Genomic DNA, 16,749 nt, shown 5'->3' with positions numbered 1-16,749 from the left:
CATAGAAATAGTGTCAAAACCATAAAAAATTGTACGAAAGGAATGAACCAATTGAAACAGATCATTGCGCTCGGGGGTGGAGGATTTTCCATGGAACCCGAGAATCCACTGTTGGATACATACATCTTGGATCAATGTACAAAAGCGAACCCCAAAATTTGTTTCATCCCGACAGCAAGTGGTGATTCAGAGCATTACATCACTAAATTCTATGATTTTTTCGGTAAACAGGACTGTCAGCCTTCCCATTTGTCATTGTTCCGACCACCTACGAGAGACTTGGAAAGCTATCTTTTAGATAAAGAAATTCTTTATGTAGGCGGTGGGAATACGAAAAACCTGCTCATTTTATGGAAAGAGTGGGGGCTTGATTCAATCTTGAGGAAAGCGTGGAAAGAAGGCATATTGTTAGCTGGTATTAGTGCAGGCTCTATTTGTTGGTTTGAGGAGGGGGGAACGGATTCATATGGCGATGGACAAATCGCACACGCAACAGCGAAATTACTCGATTTATTAGATAAGCAAGGTGCGCTACCGAAAACGATTTTGTATTGTGTGAACCCAAATGCAAACTATATTCTTGCTTCTATGATTGGGAACTTTACGGAAAGTGGCGTCAGAGGGAAGGTTCAGTTTGGTTCGGCATGGTGGTTTAACGACCATATCGATGGAATGAGACGACAACTAACCGATTTAGCGAGTGTCGGACTGCTAAGTAATTTTATTGGCATGTTAACTGATTCAAGGAGCTTTTTATCGTACCCAAGACATGACTATTTTAGAAGAATCCTCTGTCAGTTGATCGGCTCTTGGATCAAGGAAGGGCAGCTTCCACCTGACATGGAGCGGTGGGGGCAGATCGTCCAAGACATATGCTACAACAACGTAGTTGACTATTTCGACATGAAGGAGACTGTTCGACTATGAGACTTACGATGAGATGGTTTGGGCCGTCAGACAAGGTCAAGCTTGAGTATATTAAGCAAATTCCAGGCATGAAAGGAATTGTCTCAGCGATCTATGATGTGGCCGTAGGAGAAGTGTGGCCAAAAGAAAAAATCCTCGCGTTAAAAAACAACATTGAGCGGCACGGATTAACGTTGGATGTGATTGAAAGTGTTCCTGTACATGAGGATATTAAGCTAGGAAAACCGACAAGGGACCGGTATATCGAAAATTACAAGCAAACTCTTCGTCATTTAGCAGAATGCGGGATTGACACTGTTTGCTACAATTTCATGCCCGTGTTTGATTGGACCCGCTCTCAGCTCGACTTCAAGCTGGAAGATGGCTCAGAAGCTTTGATCTATGAAGAGGACGTGATTAGCCGAACAAACCCGCTTTCAGGAGAATTGGAGCTGCCTGGATGGGACACAAGCTATGAAAATGAAAGCTTAAAAGGGGTCCTGCAAGCGTATAAGAAAATATCAGAAGAGGATTTGTGGGATCATCTTACCTACTTTGTTCAAGCGATTATGCCAGTGGCCGATGAAGTTGGGATCAAGATGGCGATCCATCCAGATGACCCGCCATGGTCGATTTTTGGTTTGCCGCGCATCGTAACGAACAAGGCAAACCTCGAGCGATTGTTATCCCTTTACGATAGTCCGAACCATGGAATCACTATGTGCTCAGGGTCGCTAGGTGCCAATGAAGCAAACGACCTTCCAGAAATGATCCGTCATTTCGGCGGGCAAGGAAGAATTCATTTTGCCCATGCCCGCAACATCAAAAGAACAGGTCCTCGCTCCTTCCAAGAGTCAGCCCACCTATCGGAAGCGGGCTCCGTCAATATGGTGGCTATGTTAAAAGCGTATCATGATATCGGCTTTACCGGCCCACTTCGCCCAGATCACGGTCGGATGATTTGGGGAGAAAAGGGGAGGCCGGGCTACGGTCTTTATGATCGAGCATTAGGGGCGACGTATTTAAATGGAATTTGGGAAGCCGTTTCGTCATAAAGAAAAGCTTCTAACGATGGGCAAGCCAAGGGGGATCGGAATGGAGTTATCATTTCAAGTTGATTTAACAAATAAGGTCGCTGTTGTGACAGGTGGAAGTGGTGTGCTTGGACGAGAATTTTGTTTAGCGCTGGCCAAATGTGGGGCGAAGGTGGCCGTTATCGGAAGAACGGACGACAAGCTAAAAGCTATAGTGAACGAGATAACAGTCAATGGCGGGAAAGCCATCGCTATTAGTGCTGATGTTCTGGCCAAGACAGACATGGAACGAGCACGGGAGCAGGTTCGAACGGAATTAGGTACGTGCGATCTTTTGATTAATGGCGCTGGAGGAAATCATCCGAAAGGAACGACGCAGCTCGATTATTTGCGAGAGGCTGACTTACATGGGATTGATCAAGACGTCCGTACGTTCTTTGACCTAGATGCCGATGGGATTCGCCATGTGTTTGAGTTGAACTTTTTAGGGACATTGATCCCTTGCCAAGTGTTTAGTCAAGATATGCTCGGCAAGGAAGGGGCGAGCATTGTCAACATATCTTCAATGAACGCCTTTACCCCTCTGACACGAATTCCTGCCTACAGTGGAGCCAAGGCCGCTGTCAGTAACTTTACCCAATGGTTAGCGGTTCACTTTTCGAAAGTTGGAATCCGTGTCAATGCGATCGCGCCAGGATTTTTTTTAACCGAGCAAAACTATTCGTTATTAGTAAAGGACGATGGCACTTACACGGATCGAGCGAATAAAATTTTGAGTCAGACGCCTGCTGAACGATTCGGAAAGCCAGAAGAACTGATTAGTACACTGTTATGGCTCGTGGATTCCTCGACTAGCTTTGTCAATGGAGTTATCGTACCGGTGGACGGCGGTTTCTCTGCTTATTCAGGGGTGTAATGAGGAGCTTGGGGAAAGGGGGGAGTCTGTCATTAAGACAACGGCTTTCCCCCTGAAGGGTTTCTTGATCCTATTTTATCGCCATGGCAGCGATTTTATAAAACAGACATGTTTGCAGATAATCAACCTCCCTCTTGATTTAGCAGAGGAAGGTTGATTTAGATATTAAGTTGTCTCTGCATAGGGAAAGCGAAAGTCAACTGGCAATGGCTCTGGCTTACGACATGTGCTTTTCATTTGATAATGGTGCCCTGACGTAGAAGACATGTGAAACCCGTGCATGGCTTCTAGCACGTGGAATCCCATCGTGCCACTTGCCCGATAGTCACTCCCGGTAAGAAGAGACATAGCCATATCGGCGACACCGATCCCGCGACTGTTTTCAGTATAGTGGTAGGTTAAAGGGACCTCTACAAACTCCCTTTCATCACGTTTTCTCAATTGAACCGGCCCATTAAACGTATTTGGATCTGGAACGAGCAAGGTACCTTCACTGCCATAAACCTCAATTGGTGGAAGGGCAGAGCCACCGAAGGCATCAAAGCTTGTCGTAATGCTAGCAATCGCTCCATTGGCAAAGTCAATCACACCTGAAATATGAGTCGGGGTTGACACTTTGATTTTTGTGCCTTTCTTTGGCTCGCTTAAAATGGTTCGCTCTGGATAAGTTATTCGAGCAGAGCCCGATACTCGCGCCATAGGACCTAGCAAAGCGGTGAGGGCTGTTAAATAATACGGGCCCATATCATACATTGGTCCGCCCCCAACGTCGTAATAGAAGGCAGGATCAGGGTGCCAGTGCTCATGGCCACGGCTGATCATGAAGGCGGAGGCTCCAACTGGTGTCCCGATTTCTCCTCTTTCAATCACTTGAATCGATGTCTGAATCCCTGCTCCTAAAAAGGTATCTGGTGCGCACCCTACGAGTAGTCCTGTTTCTTTCGCTTTCTTCAATAGTTTCTGTCCCTCTTCTAGGGTGATCGTTAAAGGCTTTTCTGTGTACACGTGTTTTCCCGCCTCTAACGCTTGGATACAAACCTTTGCATGTACCTGAGGGATGGTTAAGTTGATCACTAGCTCAATTTCGGGATCTTCCAATAATTCTGCAACCGTGCAAGCTTTCGGAATGCGATACTTTTCTGCTTGAGCTCGTGCTCGTTCAAGATGTAAGTCGGCACATGCGACTATGGTCAGATGTTTGAACCGATGAACGTTTTCAAAGTAAATCGAACTAATATTTCCGCAACCAATGAGACCTGCCTTAATGATTCTCATCCTGTCTCCTCCGTAGGTAGCTAGTGTTATTGACTATCGCCCATGCCAGTATAGGTTTCTTTCTTCTCCGTATACAAACGAGAATATCGTTCCTTTCCTTCCGCAGCCCATAAGAAACCGCGCCGCATGATTGTTGTGACTTCAGGCATGGCGACAATATTTGCTTGATGACCTAATGAACAATAAAATACCCGTCCCAACCCCCAGCGCTTCGTCCAGACAACAGGCATATCCACTGCCTTGTTAGTGGAATGGGGGCCTTCAATAATAGGAAAGCGGGTGGTGGCTAGTACTTCGACTGCGGGGTCTACATGTAAATAATATTGTTCGCTGCAAACGTTAAAGTCTTCAATCCCTTCAAGAAGTGAACTGGAAGAATGTTTGATCTGAACGGTATAGTCAACCCCGTCATTACCTGGATGGGCAACCCAGCTGCCGCCTGTGATAAATTGCCAATCCACGTTGTTGCGAAAAGCGTCGCACATGCCGCCGTGACATCCGGCGACTCCGACGCCACTTTGAATCGCCTCGGAAATATGGTGGACGTACTCTTTAGGAATGGTCCCCATCGTCCAATGAGGGATAATTAAATCTAGGGATTTAAGTTTTTCCGCATCTGCATAGGATTCGAGAGTGTTCGAGACTTCTACTTGAAACTGTTCTTCCTCGAGGGTCTGTTTAAAAATATGCGCCACTTGCTCAGGTTCATGGCCATCCCAGCCACCCCAAACGATGAGTGCTTTTTTCGGCATCATCAAAAACCTCCACATCTATAAGTTAAAGATCAGAAACTTGGATCCATTCACGTTTTGCAATGGACAAATCGACGGCCTCTAAAACTTGTTGACATTTAACGCCGTCTTTGAAGTTGGGGACAGGTTGCCGACCTTCTTGTAAGGATTCCATTAGCTCGGCGATTTCATGGATAAAGGTATGCTCATACCCGATCGTGTGTCCAGCTGGCCACCATCGATCAGAGTACGCATGTGCCCCATCTGTTGCCAATACTCTGCGGAAGCCTTGGACGTCATCTTGATCATCGGTAAAGTAAACCTGCAGCTCATTTAACCGTTCAAAGTCAAAAATAACACTACCTTTACTACCGTTTATTTCAAACGAGTTCGTGCTTCGATGTCCGGTAGCGAAGCGAGTCGCCTCAAAGCTTCCTAAAGCACCGTTGGCAAATCGTGCCATAAACAAGGTGGCGTCATCAACTGTCACTGGTCCTTTTGGTGCTGTATAGTCGTTACTTCCCCTTCCTGACAATCCGGTCATTTCCGTAGGAAGCGGGCGTTCTTTAATAAAGGTTTCATTCATTCCAATTACTTCGGTTATGTCCCCAATCAGAAAGTGGGCCATATCGATAAGGTGGGCGCCTAAATCTCCATGGGCACCGGAGCCAGCAATGTCTTTTTGTAGTCGCCATACGAGAGGGAAATCGGGAGCGACAATCCAATCTTGTAAAAACCATGCGCGGAAATGATAAATATCGCCTAATCTTCCTTCGGCAATTAATTTCTTTGCTAACAGGACGGCGGGAGTAAATCGATAATTGAAGCCGATCATATGCTTCACTCCAGCAGCTTCAACTGCTTCTAACATGTGGCGTGAATCTTGTAATGTAAGCGCTAACGGTTTTTCGCAAAAAATGTGTTTTCCTGCTTGTGCGGCGGCAAGGGTAATTTCTTTGTGGACATCACTCGGGGCGTTAATGTCGATTAAATCAATGTCATCTCGGCGAATAAGGTCCTTCCAGTTAGTCGTGTATTCCTCCCAGCCATATTGAGACGCAGCCTGTGCAACCCCTTCTGGATTCCGTCCACAAATGACCTTCATTTCAGGACGAAGATGGTCTGGGAAAAACATCGGGAGGTCACGATATGCATGACTATGCGCTTTTCCCATAAATTTGTAGCCGATCATTCCAACCTTAATCGATCCCATGGAGGAGTCTCCTTTCCATAATCGTTTACGAGCAGAGCTACGAGTTCAACTTAATATTACCTATTTGATTACATCATAATAGCCATCGTTCAGATTTTACATAGATGATACAATCAAAACATGAACAATTTTGCTATTTTCTGTTTCTGGAAGGGGCTGGTTCTCTGTGAATATTAAATTTTGTGGGTACTCCTTACATGCCCAGAAGTTCTATATGGAATTTAAAACGGGAGTACCAGGTTATCTTCTTCGCCTGCAAACCGAAGGAACATGTAAGGTCAAATTGAATGAAAGGGAGTTCCAATTAGAAAAAGGAGACCTTTTGTTAACAAATCCTGAAGATATGTTCGAATTAATCGTAGAAGACGGCGACAATAGTGGGGATTATCATTTGCTCTGTGAAGGTGATTGGATCGATGCATGGTGGAGACGATCAGAGAAGCCTTCCGTTAGTACAATCGATCTTGATGAGAACATCATGGCAATATGGAGATGCATGATTTTAGAAGATCGACGTTCTGTTTCTGAAAAAAATGACGAAATTCTTCATTACCTAGTGCAAACCCTATGCCTCTCTTTGGAAAGAGCAGCGATGGAAACAAAGTCAATGTCAAGCAGGCCATATACTGTTACGAGAATGATGAGATATATTGAGGAAAATGCGATCACGGGAATAAAAGTGGAAGATGTGGCGAAGCATGCAGGATTAAGTGTCTCCCGTTCGGCACATCTTTTTAAAAGTAGTGTAGGAAAAACAATGATCGAGTACGCCCATGAAATTAAATTGGCTGTAGCGATCGACTTTTTAAAACATACGACCTATACACTCGAACATATTGCCGAAGATTGCGGTTTCGGTTCGTATTCCTATTTCCATCGTGTCTTCAAAAAACATTACGGGATCTCTCCAGGCGACTATCGTTCAAGTACAAAGCATAAAACCATGACCCTCATTTAGAAAAAGGAAGGAATGTCTTTTTACAGGAAGATGGTTAGCGTAAGCGGCGAGTCCCTAGAACGGCTTCATCGAGTATTCATTGGTTCTTTAGCTTCCCTTGTTGCTTCGGTCCATCGCTATTCTTAAGCTCCTATTTTTCCATCAGGCTAAAAGCTTGCCTTCATGCAAGAAAATAGAATGGATGAATGTAAATTTGCTTGCGTGAAATTACTTGATTTCAAGTAAAAACGTTGCTCTAGACCCACTCGATCCCCGTCTGATAGGATAGAAACGCAAACGAGAATGGAAGTTCACGTAACGTCATTTTATGGTGGTGTCATGGATGGAGAGTCGTTTTAAGGAAGCAGAATTTGCAACGTGGGTCGGAATCATTGTTAATGGCTTATTGCTCTTATGAAAGGGGTTATTGGGTGGCTTTCTGGGAGTCGAGCGTTAATCGCAGATGCAGCCCATTCAGCCTCTGATGTAGCGGGGTCGATCGCTGTTCTCGCAGGATTGCGAACCGCTAAAAAACCACCGGATGCCGATCACCCATATGGTCATGGAAAAGCGGAGAATGTGGCAACGATCATTGTGGCCATCCTGTTAATTGTGGTCGGTGTTGAGATCGCGATATCCTCTACTAAAGTATTCGTAGGGGAAATGCCATCGGCTCCTAAAGGAATAGCACTAGTGGCCATCATTGCTTCGATTATCATCAAGGAGGTTTTATTTCAATATAAATATCGTCTGGCCAAAAAAATAAACAGCTCTGCGTTGTTAGCAGAAGCGTGGCACCATCGGTCAGATGCTCTTTCCTCGATTGCAGCCTTTATCGGGGTGTTTGGTGCCATGGTAGGTCAACATTTCAACTATCCGATCCTTGTTTACTTAGATCCTGTGGCGGGGCTAATCGTTTCATTAATCGTTATCAAGATCGGCTTTTCCCTAGCGAAGGAATCAAGCTCAATTATGATGGAGCAAGTGCTTGATCCGGAAAAAACGAAACCATTTATCCGAACGGTATCTAAGATCGAAGGCGTGAAAAGAATCGATGAATTGTTGGCAAGAACGCATGGTCATTATATTGTGGTTGATATCAAGGTAGGAGTGGATCCAAACCTTAGTGTGGAGGAAGGGCATCGAATCTCCAAACGAGTCAAAAAAGCATTGCTAGCCAACCATAACCATATTAAAAGAGTGTTTGTCCATATTAACCCGTACCAGACCGAGGGTGATCTGAACCGTCAAGAACGTATAAACTAAAAGCGAGGAATACGGACCGGATGAGAAGGTACAACTTGCTCCGCGTTCGGGCCTTTGTGATTTGGAAAATGAAACAGAAAGTCGCTAGTCTGTTTGTACCGTTCGTTTCATTCTTTCAACGATGAACAGATTAATCGATCGCATGTAATCAAAACAATTAGCAGCGAACGGCTACGATTCATGAATAGATATGAAAGATAAAAGCGAAAGGCCCACGACCAACGAATGGAAGTGGACCTTTCTTTTATTACGTTAATTGCTGCTCGGCAAACTCGCGATAGAGATCATGGGTTTGGACGAGCTCTTGATGGGTGCCGATTCCGGTGATTTGGCCTTTTTCAATAAAGATGATTTTATCGGCATTGACGATTGTCGATAGCCGGTGGGCGATCACAAACGTTGTCCGTCCCTCCATAAGGCGGGTCAATGCTTGTTGCACGATGCCTTCCGATTGACTATCCAAGCTCGCAGTTGCTTCATCCATCATTAATATTTTTGGATCTCGCAAAAACGCTCGAGCAATCGCGATTCGTTGACGCTGCCCGCCGGAGAGCTTGACACCACGTTCACCGACTTCCGTATCAAGTCCTTTCGGAAACTCGCTTATGAATTGATCCGCGTAGGCCATCTTCGCGACTTCCCAAAGCCGATCGTCGTCGATATCGTCACGATCCTCTAATCCATAGCACAAGTTTTCTCGGATCGTTCCGACCATCATCGGACTGTCCTGAGACACGTAGCCGATTTGTTTGCGCCAAGAGTACATGGAAAGCTCTTGTATGGAGGTATCCCCTATGAGAATTTCCCCAGAGGTTGGCTCGTAAAAGCGTTCCAGCAAGCCGAACATCGTCGTTTTCCCGCCGCCACTCGGACCGGCAAAAGCTACCATTGTTCCTGGTTCTACATCAAAGGAAACATTCTGGATGACGGGCTCCTCTTCATTGTAGGAAAAGGAAACGTTTTTTACGTGAATGGCCTTGTTTGAAATGTCCATCTCGATCCCTTGTTGCCCATTCTCCTCCTCGATGTCTAAAATCTCGATAATTCGCTCAGTTGCTCCCTTTGCCTTTTGCAATTGGGTAAAAAACATCGTAAACGACGTAATCGGGAAAATGATTTGGAACAAATAAAGCAAGAAAGCAACAAGCGATCCTGTCGTCATCGTTCCTTCTGCTACCCGAATACCACCATACCCGATAATAATGACGATCACGACCATAACGACGAGATACATAAGTGGGGCAATCAAAGCAAAAATTTTCCCTTCCTTTAACCCGAAGGAAAACAGCTTCTCGATCCCAGTTAACCCTTTCTTTTCTTCTGTTTGTTCGGCATTGGATGCTTTCATTAAACGGATTTCACTAAGCGTTTGCTGCACATTTCCCGTAAAGTTCGCCGTTTCATCCTGCAAACCACGAGAAATTTTTGACATTCGCATCCCGAGGGGAACCATCACGGCGACCGTGATTGGGACAGCAATAAACATTAACAAGGTCATTTTCCAATCCATAATAAATAAGATGATCATGGCCCCGATAATTGTAATGATACCGCCGACAAATTGAGGAAAATGTTGAGAGATTAAGTCTTTTACAATCCCAGTATCATTCACGACCCGGCTAACCGTTTGCCCACTCGTGTTTTTATCAAAATAGTTGACAGGCAAGCGAAGCAGTTTGAACCACATCCGTTCTCTAAGACGGGCAACAATTTTTTGCCCAACATAGGCAAGTGCGTACATGGATAACCCGTCAAGCACCGCTTGTAAAATAAACACGACGATGATCGCGGCAATGAGGAACGTATTGAGTGATTCTAGCGAAAAGCCATCGACCATTTCCCGCGTAAGCAATGGAATCGTAAGTCCTACGAGTGTTGTAATCAGGCTGCCAATAAGACCGAACGTTAAGGCAAGCTTCGGAATGTTTGCGGAAAGAATGAGCGAGAAAAATGGCTTCAAACTAGTTTGTTGTTGTTTTTCCATATTATTAACCCCTTTAACAATGAGTTACCACGGTATTGATCATAATTAATTATCGAGAAAAGGTACAAAATAATGCACTTTCTATTGGCAGACCTCCTATCATGACGAATCTCTCTATAGTGGAAATCATCTCCTAAATGAAGCATAAATCCTTCCCTTACGTAAAGGGCAACCTTATTTTTAAAAAGGAATAGATTTCCCTAGAAAAAATCCTAGGGAGAACCTTACATGCTGGTATTTAACGATTTAAAAAAGCCCCGGTATGTGATTCTTTCACAGCGACAATTTGCTCTGGTGTTCCTTGGGCGACTACTTGGCCCCCATCTTCTCCGCCTCCGGGGCCAATGTCAATCACCCAGTCGGATGCACGAATCACTTCCAATGTATGCTCGACTGTGATCACGGTATTTCCTGCATCTACAAGTCGGTTTAGCAGAAGCAAGAGATTTTGCACATCAGTTGGATGCAGCCCGGTTGTTGGCTCATCGAGAAGATATAATGTATGGTTCGATGTTTGCTTGTATAGTTCTTTTGCTAATTTGAGCCGTTGTCCTTCACCGCCGGATAAGGTTGTGACTGGTTGCCCCCAGCTTAAATAACCGAGTCCAACTTCACAATGCAGCTCGATGATCGAGCTAATCTTTTTCACATGTTCAAATAAGGGACGGCTTTCTTCGATGGTTAAATCAAGGATAGAGGAGATCGTTTGTCCGTTATAGGTAATGTCGAGAATGAAGTCTTTAAAGCGCCTCCCCTTACAAACGGGACACGTCACCTCAAGGTCAGGTAAGAAATGCATGTTCGTCATGACAAAACCGAGCCCTTGGCAATGCTCGCATCGTCCACCTTGCGTGTTAAAGGAAAAATCTTTCGCCTTTAATTTTTTTTGTTTCGCTTCAGGAAGATTAGAAAACAAGTGTCGAATGTGAGTAAACGCATCTGTGGAGGTCGCAATGTTGGAGCGCTGCATTCGTGTGAGTGGTGTTTGATCGACCGTGATCAACGTTTTGATTGCCTCAAAGCCAGTGATTTTTTCACAGCCTTGAGGGGCTCCGTTGAATCCGGCGGCGAGCACATCAAACACGAGTGTTGATTTCCCTGAGCCCGAAACACCTGTGACGGAGATGAGCGTTCCAAGGGGAAAGGAGACCGTGATGTTTTTCAAATTATGTTTAGTTACGTGATGAACGGTTAAATGGTTCCCGTTTCCGGTTCGTTTTTTATGAAAAGTAGTTGGCGGCTTTTTTAGAAAGGTCCCTGTAATCGACTGCTCCTGTTCCATTAATTAGGAAACGCTCCCTTGGCCGACGACGGTACCACCGTATTTTCCCGCTCCTGGGCCAATGTCGATGATGTGATCGGCCCCTCTCATCATATCTTCATCGTGTTCAATGACGAGAACGGTATTTTCTAAATCTCTAAGCTCTTTCATCACTTGAAGTAGTCCGTGAGTATCTTTCGGATGAAGGCCTGCCGTCGGCTCGTCTAAAATATAGAGGACGCCTGTTAAGCCCGATCCTAATATCGTCGCCAACCGTAAGCGCTGGGCCTCGCCGCCAGAAAGGGTGATCGTTTGCCGATCGAGCGACAAGTAACCTAAGCCGACACGAACAATCCGAGTCAACTTTGTTTTTAAATCGTGTAAAAGAGGCTCTATCACTTGAAAGCTTTCATCTGAATAACGTTGCTGAAGATTGTCTAGCCAAGTGAGGATTTCATTCAGGGACCACTTGGTGACACGCGAAATGGAGGTATTCGCCACTAATACGCCGCAACTTCTCTTATTTAAACGCTCACCATGACAGTCAGGGCATTGCTTAGTGAAGAAAAGGTTAGCTTCACCTGATTGCCCTGCTTTTTCTTTATACCTTCGCCAAATGCCTGTAACGATCCCTTCAAATTTGCCTTGTCCGACCGTTTTTGGTGGTTTTTTGTTTGGAAAATGGGCGCTAAACGGTTCGCAATCAACCCCATAGTAAAGTAGATCCTTTTGGATGTTGTTAAAGCTTTTCAATGGACTGTCGAGGTCGAGGGAAATGTCATAGTACTCCGCTGCCGCTTGCAAAATCGCCAACTGATAGTCTCGGTATTGGCCTTTCCAAATGGCTACACCGTCTTCCTTCAAGCTTTGTTCCTCTTGAAAAACTGCTGTAAGGTCAAGCTCTGAGACATTTCCGAGACCATCGCATGTTGGGCAGGCTCCTTCTGGCTTGTTAAAGGAAAAATGGCTTCGAGTTAATTTTTCAAAGCGCTGATGACAATGGGAGCAATCGATCAATTGCTTAAACCCTCCATCTTCCTCATACTGTTCTTTATCGACTCGAGGAGGAACCATCTTATCGCAATGGGGGCATGGCTGCTCGCCTAACTTTTCGTAGAGCACCCGCAAGTACGTGTACATATCGGTTGTAGTTCCAACGGTGGAACGGGGATTTCGGTTCGTAATATGTTGGCCGATGCTAATCGATGGTGACAAGCCGACGATTGAATCGACTTTTGGCTTACTCACCGCATCGGTCGTCATCCCCATCGACTCCATGTATTGTCGCTGACATTCTCGTTGCAGCGTGTCGAGGGCAAGCGTGGACTTCCCTGAACCGGACGGCCCTGTAAGCAGCACTAGTTTATTTTTTGGGATCTTAAGGGAGATGTTTTTCAAGTTGTGCTCCCGTGCTCCGCGAATGTTGATGTCATGTTTCAAACAAAAAACCTCCTTTTTACTGGCTTACCCTTAAATCTTACAACAGTGATGCAAGTGCGAAGGTTTAGTGATTTATCTACTGAAAATAAGTCAAAACTCCGTCACAGGACTTTAAGGTTATGTAGGAATGTTTAGTTCAAAAGTAAAAGGCTAAGTAAGAGATTACTTACTCAACCTTTTCGCAATGAAACATAAATGGAGGTAAGGCCATTTAGCGACAATAAAATCACCGTGAAAATCGTAAGCCATGCAATATCAGGAGTAAATACAGTAATCGTGTGCCAAGGAGCATGGACACTATAGGTAAGGAGTGGAATAAGCAGGATAGCGGAAAGAATAGACGTTAGCCCCCATATCCGCCAACGGATGTTTTTATGAGTGCTGTTACTTTTCATCGTCTTCAGTAAAGAGATGAACCGTATGAGAACCATGGACAACAATCCTGACATGATCCATTGAATCGTTGGAAGCTTTTTAGGAACATGGAGTGGTTGCTCACCATGCAAAATCTGAATAATGCCCTCGCGTAAATGAGTTACGGCTTCTTCCTCTAAACGATGATTTTTATTCGTAAGAATCACGCCACCCCATTTGTGTTCTGGCAAGATGAACAATTCAGCCCGTGAATCAGGAGTTGCCCCTGAATGCCAAATCATCGTCTCTCCAGAATCAAAAGTGGTCAGTCGCAAACCAAAGCCGTAATAGCGATTCTCCCTCTGTTGAACAAGAGGAGATAAATAGATGGATAGGCTTTCTTCTGTTAGAAAATCGTTTGGCTCATTCCCTTGAAGGAACTTAATATACGAAGCTATGTCCTCAGCACTGGCCGCGATGTAGCCATAGGGAGTACCTCCGTTATCATAGGAAATGCGACTTTTTGTTGGGAAGCCGAACCAAGATTGATAGCTACCAAGATACCCGTTTCTTGCTGCCGTTCCATGATCCGCTGCTGCATGCTCCATCCCTAAAGGTGAAAAAATATACTGCTTCATATATTCAGAAAATGGCTGACCGGACACCTCTTCTACGAGAGCGCCAAGAATTAAGTAGTTTGCATTGCTATATTGATGTTGCTCTCCAGGAGCAGCTGTGAGCTCCTCAGTTGCTAGATTTCGCACATGACTTACGATCGCGTTTTCATCTGCAGATCCTTGATCTGCGATAGCCAATCCCGTGTATGTACTAAGTCCACTCGTATGAGCGAGGAGATGTCTGATCGGTATTTGTGCAGCGGCTCCTTGATCCTGAAGCGTGAACCATGGGAGATGCGCTTGCACCGAGTCGTCCAGCATGATCTTGTTTTCTTCTAGCAATTTCACGATCGCCAAGGCAGTTAACGACTTAGTGACCGATCCTATCAAAAAAGGTGTTTCCAGAGTGACTGCTTCCTCTGATCCTCCAGTTACACCCCAGCTTTTTGCATAAATCGTTTCACGATCCTGCACGATCGCAATCGCAGCACCTGGGATACGATGCGTCCCTAGAAATGTTTCTACATAGTTATCCAACGTACTTTCTATGTCCGGCTTTGCTAAGCTCTCGCGACTAGGTAGAAATAAACAAAACAACAAAAATAAGATGATACAGCAGGTCACTAATCTTTTCATGCTACATTCCTTTTTCGGACAAAGGCAAACCCGAGAAAGCTAACGACAAAGGCTATGGAAAGGCTGATTGTCAGTAACATGTAATTCCACCAAGGATGCTCCGAGATGTTGTACAAAATATTGTATTGGAAAAATGGATTCGGATGTTGCGGTTGAAAGGAATCTGTTAAAACTAGAGACAATATGAACTGTGAAGAGAGAAAGGTAGTGATAAACGTAAGCGTGGCGACGATGAATGCAGACCTGCTGTTAGGGTTCTTTTTAATGGCCGAATGTGGAGCCATTCCGTGAACGTCGAAAAAGTCTTTGACAAACGTCGTAGGATCACCGAGTGTCTCTAGACTGTCTTCACCGTGGTCATGAGCTTCCTGAAAATGTTCTAGAAGCTGCTGTTTAATCGTGTCACGATCTTCAGAGTTGATTTGCTCGTGTTTTAATTCATTGAGAACTTGCTGTAAAAATTGTTTTTCCGCTAAGGTTAATGATTCATTCATCGTAAAAGTTCCCCTCCTAAACCTTGTTGCAATAAGGATTGAATGTCTTCTTGCAGCGTTAGCCACTCATTTATTCTTTTCCGTAAAAACACCTTACCTGTTTCATTGATTTCATAATAAACTCGGACCTTCCCGCTCTCTGATATTTCACGGTTCGTATCGACGCATCCTTGATCTTTGAGCTTCGTTAAAATCGGATAAATGCTTCCTACTCCTTTCAAACGTAAGTTATGTTTTTCTAGTTCCTTCATGATTTCATACCCGTAACTTTTTTTCTTTGACAAAATCGACAAGACGCACATTTCTAAATGTCCTTTAATTAAACTAGTGTTATCCATAAAATAACTTTAACAAAAATATATACTTCATTCAAATATATATTGAAAATGAATAAAAAAAGTCAATCATGTGGACGTTCATCTATAATATTGTCAAAATTACCTATAGATGAAATAATTGTTAGTTACTATATCGCTAAGGGTGTGAAACATTGAAGCTGAATGCATGGTTTGGAATGATCTTCATTTTTTTATTAATGGCTTGTACTACAGCACAGACCGTTGTGACGGAAACAACTAGTTTTAAGGGGGAAAACGACAATTGGGATGTACAATACATTTATGATCCTGAGCTGTACGAGGAAAAGAAGATCAATTGGTTTGAAATAGAGTGGAAAGGGAAGCCATTATCCGAGTGTGGTGACAAGGAAAATCCAGAATAGGAGATACTTGATCATACACTAAAGTTGAAGGTCTTCTTTTCAAAAAGAAAAATACAATGACAAAAGAGAGGGGATAATACCATTCCCTCTCTCTTTTTTGCACCACTGCTGTTTATTGAAACGAGGAAAGTCCTCTATTGCCAAGTTTAATGATTAACTCGGCCATTTCTTTCGGTGATTGTTTTAGCCCATTTTTTAGCCAACTTTGCACGATATGAATGCTTCCGTTGACGATATACAAGCTTACATACTCTGAGATGTCCGGTTTTGTATGTTTTCCAACTAAAGGTGTTTTGATGACATGGTCGTGCGCCAACATCATCACTTTCTTTTGAAATGAGGGATCACCATATTCACTAAATAAGGTTTGACAGCTTTCTCGATTGTTTGCAATATACACTAATAAATTCTCCGTCATTTGCAAGGCTTCTTCGTCTTTTGTGTAGTTGTAGGAGGATAAAGCTTCACTTAAGTCCTTGATAATCTCATCTTCAATTTGATAAAGAAGATCGTATAAATCTGTCTAGTGGGAATAAAAGGTGGACCGATTAATATCGGCGAGATCACATATTTCTTTGATCGTTATATTCGATAACGGTTTTTCTTGCATTAGCTTCATCAGGCTCTCTTTCAAGACCATCCGTGTATACTTTTTCCGTCTATCTAATTTGACACTCATCCATTTTCCACCTTGTCGTTAGTTAAACAACAGATAACCTATTATTTGTTGGATACATAACGTTTGATAATGAACTGTTCGTTGAATAGACAACACAGTGTCATTATAATTAGCTAATAGTGAGAAAGCAAGGAGAGAAAAAGATGAGTTTGAGTCAAGTATTTATAGGCAGTTTTTTTAACACCTTAAATTTGAAAGCGGATTCAAACTCTTAGGATACTCTCTTGGTAAGAATTTTGCCTTTTTTAAAAGCCAGACAACTCTTTTAATGCTTTGTAAACTGGT

General features: G+C 43.9%; 14 protein-coding genes and 2 pseudogenes. 6 read left to right on the top strand and 10 right to left on the bottom strand.

What is annotated here, in order from left to right; translation table 11 throughout:
- Positions 1–51 precede the first annotated feature (51 nt).
- The 3 genes from E2L07_RS21180 to E2L07_RS07025 are packed head-to-tail and all read left to right on the top strand — an operon-like array spanning position 52 to position 2,856.
- Positions 52–927, top strand: a complete 876-nt coding sequence (locus E2L07_RS21180; protein ID WP_134229233.1) for a glucuronate isomerase — start codon at positions 52–54, stop codon at positions 925–927.
- Positions 924–1,961 (top strand): mannonate dehydratase, encoded by a 1,038-nt coding sequence (gene uxuA, locus E2L07_RS07030; RefSeq protein WP_134229232.1) that lies wholly within the window; start codon positions 924–926, stop codon positions 1,959–1,961. Before E2L07_RS21180 ends, uxuA begins: the two co-directional genes overlap by 4 nt.
- A 40-nt stretch (positions 1,962–2,001) precedes the next feature.
- On the top strand, positions 2,002–2,856 hold the full coding sequence (locus E2L07_RS07025) for an SDR family oxidoreductase (protein ID WP_053432611.1): 855 nt from the start codon (positions 2,002–2,004) through the stop codon (positions 2,854–2,856).
- 165 nt (positions 2,857–3,021) lie between these two features.
- On the opposite strand, the gene E2L07_RS07020 is transcribed toward E2L07_RS07025, so the two are convergent.
- Genes E2L07_RS07020 through E2L07_RS07010 form a run of 3 tightly spaced genes read right to left on the bottom strand, consistent with a single transcriptional unit; the run spans position 3,022 to position 6,075 of the window.
- Positions 3,022–4,131, bottom strand: a complete 1,110-nt coding sequence (locus tag E2L07_RS07020) for a Gfo/Idh/MocA family protein (protein ID WP_134229231.1) — start codon at positions 4,129–4,131, stop codon at positions 3,022–3,024.
- Between the two features lie 26 nt (positions 4,132–4,157).
- Positions 4,158–4,883 (bottom strand): ThuA domain-containing protein, encoded by a 726-nt coding sequence (locus E2L07_RS07015; RefSeq protein WP_166740041.1) that lies wholly within the window; start codon positions 4,881–4,883, stop codon positions 4,158–4,160.
- Between the two features lie 25 nt (positions 4,884–4,908).
- Positions 4,909–6,075, bottom strand: a complete 1,167-nt coding sequence (locus E2L07_RS07010; RefSeq protein ID WP_053432466.1) for a Gfo/Idh/MocA family protein — start codon at positions 6,073–6,075, stop codon at positions 4,909–4,911.
- Positions 6,076–6,241: 166 nt separating this feature from the next.
- Here E2L07_RS07010 and E2L07_RS07005 point away from each other — a divergent pair, with 166 nt between their 5' ends.
- Complete coding sequence (locus E2L07_RS07005; RefSeq protein WP_010896884.1) at positions 6,242–7,033, top strand: AraC family transcriptional regulator; 792 nt, start codon at positions 6,242–6,244, stop codon at positions 7,031–7,033.
- Between the two features lie 322 nt (positions 7,034–7,355).
- Positions 7,356–8,278 (top strand): annotated as a pseudogene (locus E2L07_RS07000) (cation diffusion facilitator family transporter).
- A 247-nt stretch (positions 8,279–8,525) separates the two neighbouring features.
- Here E2L07_RS07000 and E2L07_RS06995 read toward each other — a convergent pair.
- The 5 genes and pseudogenes from E2L07_RS06995 to E2L07_RS06975 form a co-directional block, all read right to left on the bottom strand.
- Entirely contained in the window at positions 8,526–10,262 is a 1,737-nt protein-coding gene (locus E2L07_RS06995; RefSeq protein ID WP_134229229.1) for an ABC transporter ATP-binding protein, read from the bottom strand.
- A gap of 238 nt (positions 10,263–10,500) precedes the next feature.
- A pseudogene (uvrA, locus tag E2L07_RS06990) lies at positions 10,501–12,963 on the bottom strand (excinuclease ABC subunit UvrA).
- Positions 12,964–13,133: 170 nt separating this feature from the next.
- Complete coding sequence (locus E2L07_RS06985) at positions 13,134–14,570, bottom strand: serine hydrolase domain-containing protein (protein WP_134229228.1); 1,437 nt, start codon at positions 14,568–14,570, stop codon at positions 13,134–13,136.
- Complete coding sequence (locus E2L07_RS06980; protein WP_134229227.1) at positions 14,567–15,064, bottom strand: hypothetical protein; 498 nt, start codon at positions 15,062–15,064, stop codon at positions 14,567–14,569. Before E2L07_RS06980 ends, E2L07_RS06985 begins: the two co-directional genes overlap by 4 nt.
- A complete protein-coding gene (locus E2L07_RS06975; protein ID WP_041820262.1) occupies positions 15,061–15,402 on the bottom strand; it encodes a PadR family transcriptional regulator in 342 nt (113 codons plus the stop codon). Before E2L07_RS06975 ends, E2L07_RS06980 begins: the two co-directional genes overlap by 4 nt.
- A gap of 152 nt (positions 15,403–15,554) precedes the next feature.
- Between E2L07_RS06975 and E2L07_RS06970 the strand changes: the two genes are divergently transcribed.
- The gene (locus E2L07_RS06970; RefSeq protein WP_010896891.1) at positions 15,555–15,785 is read left to right on the top strand and encodes a hypothetical protein; all 231 of its coding nucleotides are present in this window, start codon (positions 15,555–15,557) and stop codon (positions 15,783–15,785) included.
- Positions 15,786–15,897: 112 nt separating this feature from the next.
- On the opposite strand, the gene E2L07_RS21635 is transcribed toward E2L07_RS06970, so the two are convergent.
- Both E2L07_RS21635 and E2L07_RS21630 read right to left on the bottom strand, forming a co-directional pair.
- A complete protein-coding gene (locus E2L07_RS21635; RefSeq protein ID WP_478292533.1) occupies positions 15,898–16,209 on the bottom strand; it encodes a TetR-like C-terminal domain-containing protein in 312 nt (103 codons plus the stop codon).
- A gap of 99 nt (positions 16,210–16,308) precedes the next feature.
- Complete coding sequence (locus tag E2L07_RS21630; RefSeq protein ID WP_338121478.1) at positions 16,309–16,464, bottom strand: TetR/AcrR family transcriptional regulator; 156 nt, start codon at positions 16,462–16,464, stop codon at positions 16,309–16,311.
- Positions 16,465–16,749 lie beyond the last annotated feature (285 nt).

This window comes from Halalkalibacterium halodurans, from assembly GCF_004376175.1.
GTDB lineage: Bacteria > Bacillota > Bacilli > Bacillales > Bacillaceae_D > Halalkalibacterium > Halalkalibacterium halodurans.
Note: the sequence above shows the minus strand (reverse complement) of the source record. Positions and strands in the feature narration are given on the sequence as shown.